At 64.0% G+C, this 15,864-nt stretch carries 21 protein-coding genes; 15 read left to right on the top strand and 6 right to left on the bottom strand.

The genetic code is table 11. The features are described from left to right. Positions 1-36 precede the first annotated feature (36 nt). The 4 genes from AC1C2Q_RS03115 to AC1C2Q_RS03100 all read left to right on the top strand — a co-directional run bounded on the left by AC1C2Q_RS03115 (position 37) and on the right by AC1C2Q_RS03100 (position 4,049). Positions 37-1,101 carry a 4-hydroxy-3-methylbut-2-enyl diphosphate reductase gene (locus tag AC1C2Q_RS03115; protein WP_495429583.1) on the top strand — a complete coding sequence of 355 codons (1,065 nt, stop codon included), beginning with the start codon at positions 37-39 and terminating at the stop codon, positions 1,099-1,101. 67 nt (positions 1,102-1,168) lie between these two features. Next, the gene (locus tag AC1C2Q_RS03110) at positions 1,169-1,954 is read left to right on the top strand and encodes an IclR family transcriptional regulator (RefSeq protein ID WP_495429582.1); all 786 of its coding nucleotides are present in this window, start codon (positions 1,169-1,171) and stop codon (positions 1,952-1,954) included. A 270-nt stretch (positions 1,955-2,224) separates the two neighbouring features. Next, positions 2,225-2,761 (top strand): DUF6264 family protein, encoded by a 537-nt coding sequence (locus AC1C2Q_RS03105; protein ID WP_495429581.1) that lies wholly within the window; start codon positions 2,225-2,227, stop codon positions 2,759-2,761. Between the two features lie 40 nt (positions 2,762-2,801). After that, positions 2,802-4,049, top strand: coding sequence for a hypothetical protein (locus tag AC1C2Q_RS03100; protein WP_495429580.1), 1,248 nt, complete (start codon positions 2,802-2,804; stop codon positions 4,047-4,049). 63 nt (positions 4,050-4,112) lie between these two features. Here AC1C2Q_RS03100 and AC1C2Q_RS03095 read toward each other — a convergent pair whose 3' ends face one another. Further along, positions 4,113-4,604 (bottom strand): DUF2231 domain-containing protein, encoded by a 492-nt coding sequence (locus tag AC1C2Q_RS03095; protein WP_495448948.1) that lies wholly within the window; start codon positions 4,602-4,604, stop codon positions 4,113-4,115. An 83-nt stretch (positions 4,605-4,687) separates the two neighbouring features. On the opposite strand from AC1C2Q_RS03095, the gene AC1C2Q_RS03090 reads away from it, so the two are divergent. The 3 genes from AC1C2Q_RS03090 to AC1C2Q_RS03080 all read left to right on the top strand — a co-directional run bounded on the left by AC1C2Q_RS03090 (position 4,688) and on the right by AC1C2Q_RS03080 (position 6,479). Next, entirely contained in the window at positions 4,688-5,194 is a 507-nt protein-coding gene (locus AC1C2Q_RS03090; RefSeq protein WP_495429578.1) for a sigma-70 family RNA polymerase sigma factor, read from the top strand. Next, positions 5,191-5,877 (top strand): zf-HC2 domain-containing protein, encoded by a 687-nt coding sequence (locus tag AC1C2Q_RS03085; RefSeq protein WP_495448947.1) that lies wholly within the window; start codon positions 5,191-5,193, stop codon positions 5,875-5,877. Before AC1C2Q_RS03090 ends, AC1C2Q_RS03085 begins: the two co-directional genes overlap by 4 nt. 134 nt (positions 5,878-6,011) lie before the next feature. Next, the gene (locus tag AC1C2Q_RS03080) at positions 6,012-6,479 is read left to right on the top strand and encodes a COG4315 family predicted lipoprotein (RefSeq protein WP_495448946.1); all 468 of its coding nucleotides are present in this window, start codon (positions 6,012-6,014) and stop codon (positions 6,477-6,479) included. A gap of 75 nt (positions 6,480-6,554) precedes the next feature. Here AC1C2Q_RS03080 and AC1C2Q_RS03075 read toward each other — a convergent pair whose 3' ends face one another. Together AC1C2Q_RS03075 and fbaA are read right to left on the bottom strand one after the other, a co-directional pair. Beyond that, positions 6,555-6,743: a DUF1918 domain-containing protein gene (locus tag AC1C2Q_RS03075; protein ID WP_495448945.1), complete on the bottom strand. Its 189-nt coding sequence runs from the start codon at positions 6,741-6,743 to the stop codon at positions 6,555-6,557. Positions 6,744-6,887: 144 nt separating this feature from the next. Further along, a complete protein-coding gene (fbaA, locus tag AC1C2Q_RS03070; RefSeq protein ID WP_495448944.1) occupies positions 6,888-7,916 on the bottom strand; it encodes a class II fructose-bisphosphate aldolase in 1,029 nt (342 codons plus the stop codon). Positions 7,917-8,101: 185 nt separating this feature from the next. Between fbaA and glpX the strand changes: the two genes are divergently transcribed. Together glpX and AC1C2Q_RS03060 are read left to right on the top strand one after the other, a co-directional pair. Continuing rightward, the gene (gene glpX, locus AC1C2Q_RS03065; RefSeq protein WP_495429573.1) at positions 8,102-9,088 is read left to right on the top strand and encodes a class II fructose-bisphosphatase; all 987 of its coding nucleotides are present in this window, start codon (positions 8,102-8,104) and stop codon (positions 9,086-9,088) included. Between the two features lie 69 nt (positions 9,089-9,157). Beyond that, complete coding sequence (locus tag AC1C2Q_RS03060; protein ID WP_495429572.1) at positions 9,158-9,511, top strand: hypothetical protein; 354 nt, start codon at positions 9,158-9,160, stop codon at positions 9,509-9,511. A 23-nt stretch (positions 9,512-9,534) separates the two neighbouring features. Here AC1C2Q_RS03060 and AC1C2Q_RS03055 read toward each other — a convergent pair whose 3' ends face one another. The 3 genes from AC1C2Q_RS03055 to AC1C2Q_RS03045 are packed head-to-tail and all read right to left on the bottom strand — an operon-like array spanning position 9,535 to position 11,879. Beyond that, positions 9,535-10,794 (bottom strand): DNA recombination protein RmuC, encoded by a 1,260-nt coding sequence (locus AC1C2Q_RS03055; RefSeq protein WP_495448943.1) that lies wholly within the window; start codon positions 10,792-10,794, stop codon positions 9,535-9,537. A 48-nt stretch (positions 10,795-10,842) separates the two neighbouring features. After that, positions 10,843-11,250, bottom strand: coding sequence for an ankyrin repeat domain-containing protein (locus AC1C2Q_RS03050; protein WP_495448942.1), 408 nt, complete (start codon positions 11,248-11,250; stop codon positions 10,843-10,845). 35 nt (positions 11,251-11,285) lie between these two features. Continuing rightward, complete coding sequence (locus tag AC1C2Q_RS03045) at positions 11,286-11,879, bottom strand: 3'-5' exonuclease (protein WP_495448941.1); 594 nt, start codon at positions 11,877-11,879, stop codon at positions 11,286-11,288. A 59-nt stretch (positions 11,880-11,938) separates the two neighbouring features. On the opposite strand from AC1C2Q_RS03045, the gene AC1C2Q_RS03040 reads away from it, so the two are divergent. From AC1C2Q_RS03040 to AC1C2Q_RS03015, 6 genes are all read left to right on the top strand, one after another. Beyond that, complete coding sequence (locus tag AC1C2Q_RS03040; RefSeq protein ID WP_495448940.1) at positions 11,939-12,682, top strand: class I SAM-dependent methyltransferase; 744 nt, start codon at positions 11,939-11,941, stop codon at positions 12,680-12,682. Continuing rightward, positions 12,675-13,397: an HAD family hydrolase gene (locus tag AC1C2Q_RS03035; protein WP_495429567.1), complete on the top strand. Its 723-nt coding sequence runs from the start codon at positions 12,675-12,677 to the stop codon at positions 13,395-13,397. Before AC1C2Q_RS03040 ends, AC1C2Q_RS03035 begins: the two co-directional genes overlap by 8 nt. Positions 13,398-13,454: 57 nt before the next feature. Continuing rightward, complete coding sequence (gene ychF, locus AC1C2Q_RS03030) at positions 13,455-14,528, top strand: redox-regulated ATPase YchF (protein ID WP_495429566.1); 1,074 nt, start codon at positions 13,455-13,457, stop codon at positions 14,526-14,528. Positions 14,529-14,561: 33 nt separating this feature from the next. Then, a complete protein-coding gene (locus AC1C2Q_RS03025; protein ID WP_495448939.1) occupies positions 14,562-14,849 on the top strand; it encodes a type II toxin-antitoxin system RelE/ParE family toxin in 288 nt (95 codons plus the stop codon). Continuing rightward, entirely contained in the window at positions 14,818-15,138 is a 321-nt protein-coding gene (locus AC1C2Q_RS03020) for a HigA family addiction module antitoxin (protein WP_495448938.1), read from the top strand. Before AC1C2Q_RS03025 ends, AC1C2Q_RS03020 begins: the two co-directional genes overlap by 32 nt. Positions 15,139-15,309: 171 nt before the next feature. After that, positions 15,310-15,732, top strand: coding sequence for a uridine kinase family protein (locus tag AC1C2Q_RS03015; protein ID WP_495448937.1), 423 nt, complete (start codon positions 15,310-15,312; stop codon positions 15,730-15,732). Positions 15,733-15,864 lie beyond the last annotated feature (132 nt).

Raw genomic sequence — 15,864 nt, 5'->3', positions numbered from 1 at the left:
AGGCCTGTCATCGGCGTCCGAAGGTAGGATCAAAGGGTGAGCCAGGTCACCGTACATCTTCCCGTTCCCCGCATTCCTCGATCGCGGGCGACGCGGCTTCAGGATATCCCGGTCGAAGGACACAAGCGGGTTCTGCTTGCTGCTCCTCGCGGCTATTGCGCCGGTGTCGATCGTGCTGTCGTCGCCGTAGAGAAGGCTCTGCAGCGCTACGGAGCACCGGTTTACGTGCGCAAGCAGATCGTGCACAACATCCATGTTGTCACCGAGCTCGAGGCGATGGGTGCGATCTTCGTCGAAGAGGTTGATGAAGTGCCGGAGGGCGCCCACATCGTGTTCAGCGCACACGGCGTTTCGCCGGCGGTCGTGAATGCGGCATCCGACCGAGGGCTGCACGCGATCGATGCGACCTGCCCGCTCGTGACCAAGGTTCACCGCGAAGCCGTGCGCTTCGCCCGCGATGATTTCGAGATTCTGCTCATCGGTCACGAAGGACACGAAGAGGTCGAGGGTACCGCCGGCCACGCACCGGAGCGGGTCACCATCGTCAACTCGCCCGATGAGGCTGACACTGTGCAGGTCAAGGACCCATCCAAGGTCGTATGGCTCTCGCAGACCACGCTCTCGGTCGACGAGACCATGGAAACAGTGAACCGGCTGCGCCTGCGCTTCCCTGAGTTGCAGAATCCGCCGTCGGATGACATTTGCTATGCCACGCAGAACCGTCAGGTGGCGATCAAGAAGGTCGCAGTCAACGCGGATCTCGTGATCGTCGTCGGCTCATCGAACTCGTCGAACAGTGTGCGCCTGGTGGAGGTTGCTCTGGAATACGGGGCAAAGGCGGCGTACCGTGTGGATTACGCCGAAGAAGTCAAGCAAGAGTGGCTCGACGGCGTCGCCACCGTGGGAGTGACGAGCGGGGCCTCCGTGCCGGAGATCCTCGTGGAGGAAGTCCTCGAAGCGCTGAGTAGCGCAGGGTACGGCGACGTCGAAGAAGTCCGTACTGCCGAGGAAGATCTGATGTTCTCACTCCCCAAGGAGCTGCGCCAGGATGCTTCCGGCGAGAAAGATGGGCGCGCGCTCGGAGGACGCATCGCGCACTGATCCGATCGGCCGGGAGTTTGGCGGCTGACGAACGTGGTCGAGTAATATCCTGGCCAGGAGGTGAGCGATGCCGACACCAGCAGAACGAGAGCAGACCCTGATCGGGTCGGTGCAGCGCGCACTTTCTCTCGTGGACATCGTCGCCAACTCGGCGCGACCGGTGCAGGCGAAGTCGCTCGCCCAATCCGCGGCACTCACCACCGGGACCACCTACAACCTGGTGCGTACCTTGATTCACGAGGGTTACCTCGTGAACGAGCCGGACGGACTCGTCCTCGGGCCGCGGTTTCCCGGATTCTCCTCAGGGCAGGACAGTCGGGGTGTTTTCCTCGCACATGTGAGAAACGCTCTGAATGATGTCACCGACCAGACCGGAGTCACCGCCTATCTCTCGCGCTTCTCCGATGGGGAGGTGCATCTGATTGACATCGTCGATGCACGCCGCAGTCCGCGGGTCGAGCTCTGGGTCGGACTGCACGACAGCGCGCACGCCACGGCCCTCGGCAAGCAGATCCTCGCAGAACTGCCGTTGGAACAGCGTCTGGACTATGTCTCACGGCATCCGCTCGGCGAGCTGACTCCGCACACGATCAGCAATCGGCGGGCGCTGCTCACAGTGCTGGAACGCCCACGTGAGTGGATGATCGATCGCGAGGAGTACGCGATCGGACACACCTGCATCGCGGTGCCCGTCAGCGCCCCCGGAATGAATGCCTCGCTCGCGGTCTCCGTGCCGACAGAGAATCGTGACGCGAACATCGAGGAGATCGCTCGATCCCTGAGGTCTGCAGCTGGCCGACTCTCGCTGCAGCTCGGTGCGGAGAAATTCGGCCGGGGCGGCAATATCGGGTGAAACGCGTAGCAGTTCACTATCTGAAGAACAACCCCTCGCGTTAACCTGGACAGTTGTCTAGTCTGGTTCCTGTAGTCCCTGTATCACGGGGCTACAGATGGAGAAAGCGCCCCCAGCGCTTATTCATCTTGACCTGAGCGTCCCCAGCGTTCAGTGTCAGCGGCCCCCGAGGAATCCCCATTCCTCTGGGGCCGCCGCTTGTTTCGGGCTACGACTGGCAACGGAGCCAGCCTGGGGCCTACTCAAAGGCGTGAGGTTTAGCATGGCCTGATGACCGATCAGCGGCCCCAATACGGCGAATACGCGACTCCGGAGGAGCAGCGACGACTCGCAGGGCTGCCGCCGTTGGATGCTGTAACTGAGGTGCCGCCTTCAGTCGGAGCAGCACAACCCGCCCCTGTGGTCATTGCCGGGTCGCCCGCTCAGGCGGCGCCGGCGGCGACCAAGCCTCGTTCGTGGGATCGTGTCATCACGATCGCGCTGCTCGCTTATGGCATGGTCAGCGTCTTCATGACAGGGATGGCGTACCTCGATCTGCCGAGGGTTATGAACGACAGCATGAAGATCCTCGGCATCGACGGAGAGTTCACGAACTTCGCGCAGGGCAAGCTGTGGGGCACGATCGCTGCCGTGATCCTGGTCGTCGGATGGGTGGCGACCGCTTTGATCTCACTCCGACGGTTGCGGACCGGGAAGCTCACCTGGTGGGTGCCGCTGGTCGGCGCAGCGGCGACGATGATCATTGTTTCGATCTGCATCGCCGTGCCGATGATGAACGACCCCGCTTTCATCGCTTACCTGAACTAGTCCGGCGTCTCCCGACATCGTCGGAAGGTACTGTCGATGAATGCTTCAGAACAGTTTCGGCGTCCAGCTCTCTTACGCATCCGTTGACAGCAATGGGGGCGCAGACCCTCGTCCGCAGACGCGTGACCTGCTGTCTAGGCTGCGCATTCCGGCCGGACTACGTGGTGCTGTCGCGCCGTGGAGCGATCAGCAGGAGGCCGTGATCCTGCTTCCGATGACCGACGACGGGCACATCCTCACGCTCACACCCGAAGACACCATCGAGTCAACGATGACGGCAGCGCAGTTGCGTGAGACGTTCGCGGATGCAGGTCTGACGCTGTGGCTTGACGTCGAGGATGCCTCGGACGCTGGGCTTGATGCTGGGCTCGATGCGGCCGATGCGGCCGATGCGGCCGATGCGGCAGATAGTGATGAGATCGCGGACGAAGACGACGAACTCGATCCGACGCTGTTCGAGCCGACACTGGTGCGGGTGGCGATGTTCTCTCATCGTGGACCGGCGGCTGCCCGCTTCGTCGCGGAGGCGAACCGCACGACCGTGGAACATATCGAATCGGGTGTGTGGTCGCTGCAGCGATTGCGTTCGGCCGAGTTGACGAACGGTTGGATCTCGTCGAAGGCTGAGCTTCCGGTCATCGAGCTGAATCGCACCGAAACTGGTGGCGACTGGATTGAAGTGACGACCAACGGTGGGGTCGTCCCGTTCTGGCTCGATGCCGAACGTGAGACGGAGTCGGTGCTGGATCTGGACGCGATCACGGTTCCGGAGACAGCGGAGATTTGCCGACGGCTGCTCAGCGAAGGCGACGGAAGCATCGACGAACTGGCCGAGGTGGCCGCGGCGACGCGGCTGGATGTGGAGGCTGCGCACCGTGCGCTCGTCGCCGAGGCGTTCGGCGGCGTTGTCGGCCCGCGTGAGCGCGAGCGGGCGTTCTTGGCCGCGTTTGGCATCCCGAATGATCTGATCGACGCTGCATTGGAAGAAGAGACGGCGCTCGAAGTGCAGCGATTCGAGCCGATCGGATGGCCGGCGGCACTGCGCGAGACGATGATCGACGGGATGAGTGGCATGACACCACTGACTCGTCGAGATCGTCCGTTCGCCCGCTTGGCGGCTGGCATTCGTCGTCGCCCAATGCTCGGTGCTGCTCTCAGCGTCTCGGAGCTCACTGCGGGGCTTGCGGTGTCTCGATTCCGTGGATTTGGCCGCGTTCTCGGCATCTTGATGATCGTGGATGCCGTGGTGGATCTGATCATCCTGGGCGTTCGGATGCGTCGACGCTGAGTCAGGACCGCTCTGCCGCGTAGCGCGGTGCCATCTCGCGGGGCACTGTCAGCATTGCCCCGCTCACCCACCCCACACCGCGCGGGCTCCGGAATCACCGATCAGCACGATGATGACGGTCGTCCCGATGCTCACTCCGATCGCGAGGACGCTGAACATGACCCCGACGACCCGGGCCAGAGCGGGTCGCTTTTCGACGATTCCCGGGCGCCCGTAGCGGTACCAGGACCACTGGGCAGCGGCGACGACGAAGAGCGCGATCGCCCAGGGAAGCAGCATCCGTCCCCACGATTCATGACGCTCGACGGCGGGCAGGGGACCGACCACCTCTTTCAGGCTTTCACCGGCGGCGACGGTGATCGGCACGAGGATCAGCACGACGAGTGCTGCGAGCGGCGTGACGATGCCGAGTCGTCGGCGCGCAGCCGGCCAGAGCGCGCCCAGCGCCAGCGCGAGCGCAGTGAGAGGTGTTAAGACCACGACCACGTGGACGATGAGTGGGTGCAGGGGGAGCCCGCCGATCTCAAGGGTGCCAGCGGTCGATATCAGGTTCATACTGGGGAAACGACAGACGTCGGAATTCGGTTCAGATGAACGTTCCGATGCTCCATATCGTGTCGTCAGCGGGAGGTGCATCGATGGCACTCGACGATTCGGACCGGTTGACCGCGCTGTACGACGCCCACGCCGGCCCTGTGTGGCGCTACGTCGTGCATCTCACCAGTGATCGCTCGGGCGCCGACGACATCGTTCAGGAGACGTTGCTGCGAGCCTGGCGAAGCCCGCGAATCCTCGAGCAGGATCCCGCGACGACCCGCTCGTGGATGTTCACAGTGGCACGGCATCTCGTCATCGACGAGGTGCGCAGCGCCCGCCGACGACACGAGATCCCGATGGCAGAGACCCCTGAGAGCATCGCCGGCGACGCCACCGATGCCCTGTTCGAGGCGATCCTCATCGAGGAGGCGCTGGCGACGTTGTCTGCTGAACATCGCGCAGTCATCGTTCGCGCGTATTACCGCGGCTCCACCGTCGCGGAGATCGCCGCAGAGGTCGGTATCCCGGAGGGGACCGTGAAATCCCGACTGCACTACGGCATCCGATCATTGCGGCTCGCGCTGCAGGAGAAAGGGGTGATGCGATGAGTCTGGAACATGCACATGTCGCCGACTGGGACGCGGCGTATGTGCTCGGCGCGCTGAGCTCGGGGGACCGTCACGCATTCGAAGCCCATCTCGAGGACTGCGGGCAATGTCGTCGTGCGGTTGCGGAGCTCGCACCCATGGCAGGGTTCCTCGGACGCATCGATAAAGAACACGCCGAATCGCTTCTGGTCGAAACCCCGGCGGGGCCCGATCCAGCGGCACGAGCGGAGTTTGCTCGCGTCGGGACGCACGAGAGGATGCGGCGGCGTCGGCGCCGCTGGTCACGTGCTCTGGCGGCCGCGGCAGCAATTGTCGTCGCGGTGGCTCTGGTGACGGCGATCGGTACGTCGCTCAGCGAAGGCACCGTGGTGGCGTTGGAGAGCTCCGCAGACGTGCCGCTGGAGGCGACTGTGAAACTCGAACAGACCGAATGGGGAACGCGTATCGAACTGGACTGCCACTACGGGGGATCCGACGACGGATACAGCGTCGAACGGCCGTATGCGCTGTACGTCATCGGGAAGGACAGCACCGAAGTTCAGGCATCGAGTTGGCGTGCTCGTCCGGGCACCAGCGCGCACCTGACGACGGCGACGGCTCTCGATCCTGATGAGATCGTCGCACTTGAGCTTCGGGCGGTCGACTCGGGACAGGTGCTGATGCACGCGGATCTGACCGGCTGACGTCACGACCGCGCGTGACAGCATCCCGCGAGCGATGAACCCGTCAGTGCCCGATCTCGTTTCCCCAGTGATCGCCTCCGCGGTCGCTGAGGAAGGGACTTCCCATGTTCACACACATCGGTAGGGTCGCCGCGGTGGCCGCCCTGCTTACACTCGCTCTTTCGGGCTGCACCGGTGGCACCAGCGAGCCAGGAGAAGCACCACCGCCCGATGAAGCGCCCGGCGACGGCTACTCGATGCCCGCAGATGGTGCAGCGGTGATGATCGCCGACTCCGAACTCGGAGAGATCGTCGTCGATGGCGAGGGCATGACTCTGTACATGTTCGACAGCGATACTCAGGGCGCAGATGCGAGCACCTGCGAAGGACAGTGCGCCGAGAACTGGCCGGCATTCACCAGCGACGCAGACCCCGTCGCCGGTGACGGCGTGACCGGTGAGCTCGGCACGATCACCGGAGTCGACGGTGCCACCCAGGTGACGCTCAACGGATGGCCGCTGTATTACTTCGCGGGCGATGCGGTCGCCGGAGATGTCGCCGGCCAGGGTGTCAACGACGTGTGGTGGGTGCTGTCGCCGGCGGGGGAGCGCATGGCTGAATGAGCTGCGCGCTTGTGATCGTGCGCGTAGCTCGGGATCATCGTTGTCGACGAATCGGCACGCCGTAGGCGAACCGCCTCAGCCCTCCGAGACGTGGGCATCGGGTCCGGGAAACACCGTGCCCTCGTGCCCGTCGTCCCATCGAACGATATAGGGCGGGGATCCGTCCTCGCCGTGGACTTCGAGGATCTCGCCTTCGCGCCTGGGCGCCGTATCGGTGCGCCCTTCGACGATCAACCGGTCACCGGGTTTGGCCTGCATCGCCATCACATCCTTCCGTCGTGGATCGGATGCTTCAACGATGCTCCTTGCAGCGACCTGTGGCAAGGACGTACGGCGGGTCGGGCGTCCCAGCAAAGAGGATGCCTCGACCCGAACTGGGCCGAGGCATCCTCATGGTGTTTGCTTGTGTCAGCTCTTGGACTGGCCGTGCGAGCCGAGCTGGCGGGTCGACTCGATGACGCGAGCGGCCATGGCGGTCTCAGCCACCTTGCCCCAGGCGCGCGGGTCGTAGACCTTCTTGTTGCCGACCTCGCCGTCGACCTTCAGGACGCCGTCGTAGTTCTTGAACATGTAGTCGGCGATCGCACGCGTGTACGCGTACTGCGTGTCGGTGTCGATGTTCATCTTGATGACGCCGTTGGCGACCGCGAGCGCGATCTCTTCATCGGTCGAGCCAGAGCCGCCGTGGAAGACGAGGTCGAGAGGCTTCGCACCGGTGTTGTACTTGGCGGCAACCTGCTGCTGGATCTCGCCCAGCAGTTCGGGGCGCAGCTTTACGCCACCCGGCTTGTACACGCCGTGCACGTTGCCGAAGGTGAGAGCGGCGATGTAGCGGCCCTGCTCGCCGAGGCCCAGAGCCTGAACGGCCTGGTCAACATCGGCGAAGGTCGTGTAGAGGGCGTCGTTCGAGCCCTCGTGCGAGACGCCATCTTCCTCGCCGCCGACGACACCGATCTCGACCTCAAGGATCGCGTTGATGCTCTTCATGCGGGGGAGAAGCTGCTGGGCGATCTCGATGTTCTCCGCGAGGGGAACAGCCGAACCGTCCCACATGTGGGACTGGAAGATCGGGTTACGACCGGCCTTGACCTCTTCTTCAGAGGCAGAGATCAGCGGCTCGACGAAGCCGGCGAGGGCGTCCTTCGGGCAGTGGTCGGTGTGCAGTGCCACCGTGACCGGGTAGTTCTTGGCAACCTCGGTGGCGAAGCGCGCGAAGGCGAGTGCGCCGGTTGCGCGAGCCTTGACGGTCTGACCGGCGAAGTAGTCGGCGCCCCCAGTGGTCACCTGGATGATGCCGTCAGAGCCGGCCTCAGTCAGGCCCTGGAGGACGGAGTTGATGGTCTGTGAGCTGGAGACGTTGAATGCGGGATACGCGAATCCACCGGCCTTCGCGCGGTCGAGCATTTCTGCGTACTGGTCCGGAGTGGCGACGGGCATGAAAACTCCTGCGATAGATGAGCCGGGACAGCCTCAACTCTATCGCTGGCGGCGAGCGGATAACGTGAGGCCCTGTCGTCGTCAAGAGGGGCTGCCCTGCGCTCTTGTTAAGAAACGTGATTCCTTCGCTGTTTTTCGTGCGAAACACCGCCTGTTTCGAACGGTCCGCTGGCTAGGCTGACCACATGGTGAGTCTGACGGCTGATATGAGCCCCCTGCGTCCTGATCGAAACCTCGCACTCGAACTGGTGCGTGCGACTGAGGCGGCGTCGATTCGGGCTGTGCCATTCATCGGCCGAGGCGACAAGGAAGCCGCAGACGGCGCCGCCGTCGATGCCATGCGCGCCTTCCTCGGCACCGTGAACTTCCAGGGCCGCGTCGTGATCGGTGAGGGCGAGAAAGACAACGCCCCCATGCTGTTCAACGGTGAGGTTGTCGGCTCTGGTAGGGGTCCGGAGTGCGACATTGCTGTCGACCCGATCGACGGCACGTCGCTGACCGCGGCCGGGCGCCAGAACGCGCTCTCGGTGATCGCGGTGTCTGATCGCGGAACGATGCTCGATGCATCCAGCGTCTTCTACATGGACAAGCTCGTCACCGGTCCTGCCGGTGTCGGCATCGTTGACATCCGGCTCCCCATCGGTGAGAACATCCGCCTGCTGTCGAAGGCCCTCGGCAAGCCGGTAGACGAGATTGTCGTCTCGGTGCTCAACCGTCCGCGCCACGAGAAGCTCATCGAAGACATTCGTGCGGCCGGCGCTGGAACGCGTCTGATGAGCGACGGCGACGTTGCAGGTGGCATCAACGCGGCTCGTCACGGCGCACGCACAGACATGTGCGTGGGTGTGGGCGGCAGCCCGGAGGGCATCGTCACGGCCTGTGCGATCAAATCGCTCGGCGGCCACATCCAGGGACGTCTCTGGCCACGTGACGATGATGAGCGCCAGCGTGGAATCGATGCGGGTCTTCAGATGGATTACGTCTACGAGGCAGATGAACTCGTGAGGGGCGACAATACGATTTTCGTTGCAACCGGCGTGACCGATGGGCAACTTGTCGATGGCGTTCGCCGCGACGGAAACTACGTCTACACCGAATCTGTCGTGCTGCGCGGGGCTTCTGGAACACTGCGCCGCATCGCGTCAGAACACCTCGTTTCCAAGTGGCTGTGAGTCGATTGTTACCGGCCCGGTACTGCTGCTAAGACGCGCCTGCCGTCGTTCTCAGCCTTTGCTGGCACAATGGAGCTTGGATTCGTCGCCTTCGCAGGCCCCATCAAGGCGGCATCCGGGGAGGGCGAGATGACCACGCAACAGTCGCGGAGCGACAAGAAGTCCGTGCAGTCGAACATGGTCACCACCAACACCGGACGCATCCTGCGGATCACGCCAGAGGATGCGGCCGCTCGTGCGGCCGATGCCGCGGCCGCAACCGTAGCCCCCGCTCACGTCGATCCTGCTCGTCGCGCTGATGTGCTCTTCCGAGTGCGTCGCGCTGAGGGCCACGAGCTCAGCTCCTGGTGGATGATTGGCGCATTTATCGTCACGTCGGGCCTCGTTATCGCGCTACTCAGCTGGGTGCCGTACAGCGCCTGACGTTCGAGCTCTGACGTTCGAGCTCAGCGCTCTTCCATCCGCTCGCGCACCGCGCCCAGGTCGGCTTCGATCTCTGCTGCCTGTGCGCTTTCGACCAGCTCTGGCGCTGTGAACCGTCGAGCCGGCGTCGTGATCGTCGAAGGCGTCGTCTCGAGTGCTGACGCATCGATGCCAGGGAACTGGCGTGCAGTGACCAGCACTCGATTCTCCAGCGAACCGGCGAACTTGTTGTAACTGTCGACGGTGCGCTCCAATGCGCGGCGCAGATCGTCAGCGTGGCCGGCCAGTGTGCCGATCCGGTCGAGCAATTGCGTGCCGAGGTTCAGCAGCGTGCGTGCCTCGGTTGAGACCTCATGCTGCGTCCACGTGAAGGCGACGGTCTTCAACACCGCCCACAGATTCACGGGGGAGGCGAGAGCCACCTGCTTGCTGAACGCATAGTCGAGCAGCGAAGGGTCTTCATCGATTGCGGCTGCGAGCAGAGACTCACTGGGCAAGAAGCAGATGACGAACTCCGGACTCGCGTCCAGGCCCGCCCAGTACGCTTTCTTCGCCAGTGCGTCGACGTGCGCACGGACGGCCTTGACATGCTTCTGCATGTACTGCCGACGCTGAGCCTCATCAGAGTCGCGTCCGGCGAGGGCGCTCGCTTCGAGATAGGCGTCGAGTGGCACCTTCGCGTCGACGGCGATGGAAGTGCCGCCAGCCAGCCGGATCACCATGTCGGGGCGCCCCTGGCCGCGATCGGAGGAGATCGTTGACTGCAGGTCGAAGTCGACGTGTCGCATGAGACCGGCCGCTTCGACGACCCGCCGCAGCTGCGTCTCGCCCCACACGCCGCGCGCCGAGGTCGAGCGCAGCGCACCCGCGAGTGACTCGGTGGTCGCGCGCAGCGCCTCGTCGGACTCCTGCGCTCGGCGCAGCTGCTCGGCGAGCGAGCCGAACTGGGCGTGGCGATCTTGCTCGAGCGTCGTCACCTTGTTCTGCATCTGCTGCAGAGACTCGCGCACGGGAGCAAGTGCCGTGAGCACAGCATTCTGCTGCTGCACACGCTGTGCCTCGGCGCGCTGCTCTGTGCGGGCGTGCTCGACGGCATCCCGATATAGGTCGTACTGCCGATCGCGGTCATCACGCGCTGCCTTCAACTCTGCCTCTGCGCGAGCAAGATCAGTGCTGATGCGGGAGAGTTCGGCAGCGCCGCGCGCTGCGCGTGCGAACCAGCCCACCGCAACACCCAGCACGAGCGCTGCGGCGGCGAGAAGAACGATCAGTGGAGCATCCATACCCTCATGATGCCGAGGGCCTCGGACATTGCGGGAGTGCCGCTCCGATCAGCGGCTCGCGTACTCGTCGAGAATCGTGCGCATCTCGGTCAGCTTGAACTGGTCAGCGATCGCCGCCGCGGACAAGCCACCGGCATCCGGGTCTGCGCCGGCATCCAGCAGCATGCGCAGCAGCGTCTCATTCTTGCGGAACACCGCACACGAGACAGCGGTCTGACCGTTGGCGTTCGAGGCATCCAGATCGGCGCCACGTCGCACCAGATCAGCGACCGTGTGCTCCTGCTCGGCGTAGGTCGCGACCGTCAAGAAGGTGTCACCGCGAGGGTTGTGCACATCGATCGGCACACCGGCATCGATCATCTCGCCAAGCGGGCCGGTGCGGCCCTGGCGTGCGAGATCGAAGGTGCCCTCGATGACCTCAAGGCTGACGGGGGAGTCACCGGCTGGGTTCGTCATGATCCCATTGTCTCGTGCTCGGTGGTCGAATGCGCTCAGGCGGCGCGTTCACGTTCCGCGACGACGGGCGGCTCAGACAGGCGAAGGCCGAGCGTCTTCGCCAGGGCGTCGAGATTGTCAGCGCCAGCGAGGCGTGCGGCATCGATGACGATCTGGGCGCAGGCGCGGGCATCCGCCAACGCATCGTGGTGCGAGAACTCGGCGAATCCGGCGGCGGCTGCGGCCTTCGGGAGGCGATATGACTCAAGGTCGTAGGTCTTGCGGGCAACCTGCAGACTGCACAGGGAGCGGTAGGGAGGGCAGTCGAGTTCGGTGACCTCAGACGCCGTGCGCAGCACCTTCAGGTCGAATCCGGCGTTGTGCGCGACAAGCACGTCGGCGCCTGCGAAATCGCACAGTCGGTCGAACTGCTCAGGCCACGTGGCTGCAGTGGCGACATCCTGCGGATAGATGCCGTGGATCTTGATGTTCCACTCCTGGAAATCGTCGTGCCCTGCGGGCGGACGGATCAGCCAGCCGGTCGTGGCGACGACCTCGCCGTCGCGGACGCGGACGAGTCCGACTGAGCAGGCAGAGGCGGGAGAGGAATTCGCCGTCTCGAAGTCGATTGCGGTGAAATCCAAAGGCACGTGTTCACTGTCTCCCGGCTCGCCCACGCTGTGTCGGAGACTCGCCGTAGGCTGGCGACATGGTGGATGAACGAGCGACGTCCTTCGGTGCGCAGGCCAGCAGTTATGAGACGGGGCGTCCGGAGTACCCGTTCGAGGCTGTCGCATGGATGCTTGAGTTGCTCCCGCACGGATCACGCCGGATCGCCGACGTCGGCGCGGGAACGGGGAAGCTCACGCGCGCACTTGCTGCTGCGCCGAATGCCGAGGTCGTCGCGATCGATCCTGACCCAGCGATGCTCGCGGCCCTTCGCGAGACTGTGCCCGGCGTGCCGACATTCATTGGGACTGCCGAGCGGATGCCATTGCCTGACGAGAGCGTCGATGCTGTCGTGCTGGGTCAGGCGTGGCACTGGGTGGAGGTCGATCCGGCATCTGCGGAGATCGGTCGGGTGGTGCGGCCCGGCGGCACCTTGGGGCTGATCTGGAACATCCGTGACGAGCGCACTGACTGGGTGCGCAAGCTGACGGGCATCATGCACGGTAGCGCCGCGGAGGAGATGCTTGCGGCCAGCGGGCCACGGGTGGCCGCGCCATTCGCCGAGCTTGAGGGTCGGGAATGGGGCTGGTCCAGGGCGATGACACGGTCGCATCTGCACGACATGGCCTCCTCCCGCAGTTACGTCATCACGGCATCTGACGTGGAGAAGGCCCGCATTAGACGAGAGATGGATGCGCTGTTCGATGACCTCGACTTCGACGACTCTGGCGCGCTCGAACTGCCGTATGTGACGAAGGCCTTCCGGGCGGTGCGGCGTGCGTAACGAGTTGCAGGCGGTGTTCTTCGACCTCGACGGAACGCTGATCCGCGACGGTGCGGGAGCCGCGGTGCGTCAGACCGCCGCGGCACTGGCCGAGCGCCACGCACTGGCGATCGCCGATATCCTCGCTGCGAATGACGCGGCGTGGGCGAAGGGGTGGGGCGACCAGGGGGAGCAGTGGATGCGTGGCGAGCTGCCTGATGACGCGCTGCCCCGAGAGATCTGGCGTCTCACGCTGCTGGCGATGGGGCGCGATGACGATGACCTGGTCGATGAAGCGGTACGACTTCATGTCGAAGCCGAGCACGGCACGTTCACCCTCTTTGACGAGACACTGTCCGTGCTTGAGTCGTTGCGGGCGGGCGGCGTGCCGATCGGGTTGATCACGAACGGGCCCGCCGCGTTCCAGCGGGCCAAGCTTGTGACGGTCGGGATCGATGGTTTCTTCGACGTCGTCGTGGCGTCCGGAGACATCGGAGTGCTCAAGCCGGATGCCGCGATTTTCCGCCGAGCGCTGGACGGTCTGGACGTCCGTGCAGAGACGACGCTGCATGTTGGGGACAACTTCGCCGCGGATGTCGCCGGTGCGGTGGGTGCAGGGATGACGGCTATGTGGATCAATCGCGAAGCATCCGCGGCGCCGCGGGCAGACATGCCGCATCACGACAGCCGCACGCTGCGCGATGTGCTGACGTGCGTCGCGGTCTCGACCGGGTGACAGCGGGCGTATCCCCTCTGCGGGTTCGCCCATCCGCCCCCGGTAGACTCTTACCTCGTGGCTCTCACTATCGGAATCGTCGGCCTGCCCAATGTTGGCAAGTCCACTCTCTTCAACGCACTCACCAAGAACGACGTGCTCGCGGCGAACTATCCGTTCGCGACGATCGAGCCGAACGTGGGTGTCGTCAATCTGCCTGACTCGCGGCTCGACGTGCTCGCCGGCATCTTCGGCAGTGAGCGCATCCTGCCGGCGGCTGTGTCGTTCGTCGATATCGCAGGCATCGTGCGCGGCGCGAGCGAGGGAGAGGGACTGGGCAACCAGTTCCTTGCGAACATTCGTGAAGCGGATGCCATCGCGCAGGTCGTGCGCGGCTTCGCCGATGGCGACGTGGTCCATGTCGAGGGCACGGTGAACCCGGCATCCGACATGGAGACCATCAACGCAGAGCTCATGCTCGCCGATTTGCAGACCGTCGAGAAGGCCATCGTGCGCATCGAGAAGGAAGTCCGCGGCAAGAAGGCGGATCCTGTCGTTCTCGAGACTGCGAATGCCGCGAAGGATGCGCTTGAGCGCGGCATCCTGCTGTCGGTGAGTGGTATTGATATGGATCCCATCAAGGAACTCGGCTTGCTGACCGCCAAGCCCGTCATCTTCGTCTTCAACGTCGATGAGGCAGTGCTGACGGATGCTGCGCGCAAGGAAGAGCTCGCCGCTCTCGTCGCGCCGGCCAAGGCCATCTTCCTCGACGCGAAGATCGAGTCTGAGCTCATCGATCTTGACCCTGAGGATGCCGCAGAACTGCTGGCGTCGACTGGCCAGGACGAGTCAGGCCTCGACCAGCTCGCCCGAATTGGCTTTGACACGCTGGGACTGCAGACCTACTTGACCGCCGGTCCAAAAGAAGCGCGTGCGTGGACGATCCCCAAGGGTTCGAAGGCTCCGCAGGCTGCGGGAGTCATTCACACTGACTTCGAAAAGGGCTTCATCAAGGCTGAGGTCATCTCCTTCGAAGACCTCGTCGCGACGGGTTCTATCGCGGAGGCCCGTTCCAAGGGCAAAGCGCGCCTTGAGGGCAAGGACTACGTCATGAAGGACGGCGACGTGGTGGAGTTCCGGTTTAACGTCTAGCGTTATTGACGCTCTGCGTTATATACTGGTCGTGTGATCAGATCGTTCGGGAGCAAGGACACCGAGCGCATCTGGCATGAGCAGTACGTCAAGCGCGTCGACCGGACGGTGCAGCGAGCAACCCTGCGGAAGCTCGAGCTGATCCACGCGGCAAAGGATGTCGAGGATCTCCGGATCCCACCCGGCAACCGTCTCGAGCAGCTCGTTGGTGACCGTCGTGGTCAGCAGAGCATCCGGGTCAACGCGCAGTGGCGTATCTGCTTCGTCTGGAGAGAGGGAGGTGCGGACAATGTCGAACTCGTCGATTATCACCGAGGCTGACTTGATCGAGCCGATCCATCCGGGAGAGATCCTGATGGAGGACTTCATCGAAGGCTTCGGGATCACGCAGAACAAGCTGGCAGTCTCAATCGGCGTGCCGCCGCGCCGGATCAACGAGATCGTGCACGGCAAGCGGGGAATCACGGCGGACACGGCGATTCGGCTCGCGAAGTACTTTGGGACGTCCGAGGAGCTCTGGATGAATCTGCAGTCGAACTATGAACTGCGGCTCGAGCGCCGGGCCCTGCGGGACAAGGTCGCCGAGATCACGCCGCTGAAGGTCGCGTGACACATGGGTCGAAAGCAGGCGTTGTCGGGCGTAGAGCAAGTGAGGGCGCTCATCGAGCGAAGGCACCAGGATCTTGGGCGGCCGGTTGTGATCGGGGTGTCCGGGTACGCGGGTTCGGGGAAGAGCACCCTGGTCCGGAGCATTGCCGAAGGCGAGCCGACGATGGTCAGGATGCGAGGGGACGACTTCCTCGAACCGTCGCGATCGCACCAACGGTCGGGCGATTGGGCTGGGGTCGAACGTGGTCGGCTCGTCGACGATGTACTCATTCCGTTCCGTGACGAGCGCATGGGCACATTCCGGCGCTTCGACTGGGGTCGTCGCGAGCTCGGGGAACCTGAACCGGTGCCAACCGGAGATATTCTCCTGGTGGATCTCATCGGACTCTTCCATCCTGAAGCGCTCCCTGTATTGGATCTGACGATCTGGATCGATGTACCTCTGGAGACCGCGCGGGAGCGCGGGATGAGGCGAGATGAGGCGCTTGGTCGTGACCACTCGCGGCTGTGGCGCGACGTGTGGGTGCCGAACGAGATCGAGTTCGATCGCAACTTCTCGCCGCGGGAGAGCGCCGAGGTTCTGTACGTCGCGTGAGGTTGCCCCGTACCGGAACGTGGTGGAGTTCCGCTTTAACGTGTAGGCCAAGGCACGCCCCACTACGCAATTGCGCCTGACCCGCAATCCCGATGGGCTCCACCTGTCGTAGAAGACGCTTGGGTACGGTGT

Source organism: Microbacterium sp. Y356, assembly GCF_059445355.1.
Note: the sequence above shows the minus strand (reverse complement) of the source record. Positions and strands in the feature narration are given on the sequence as shown.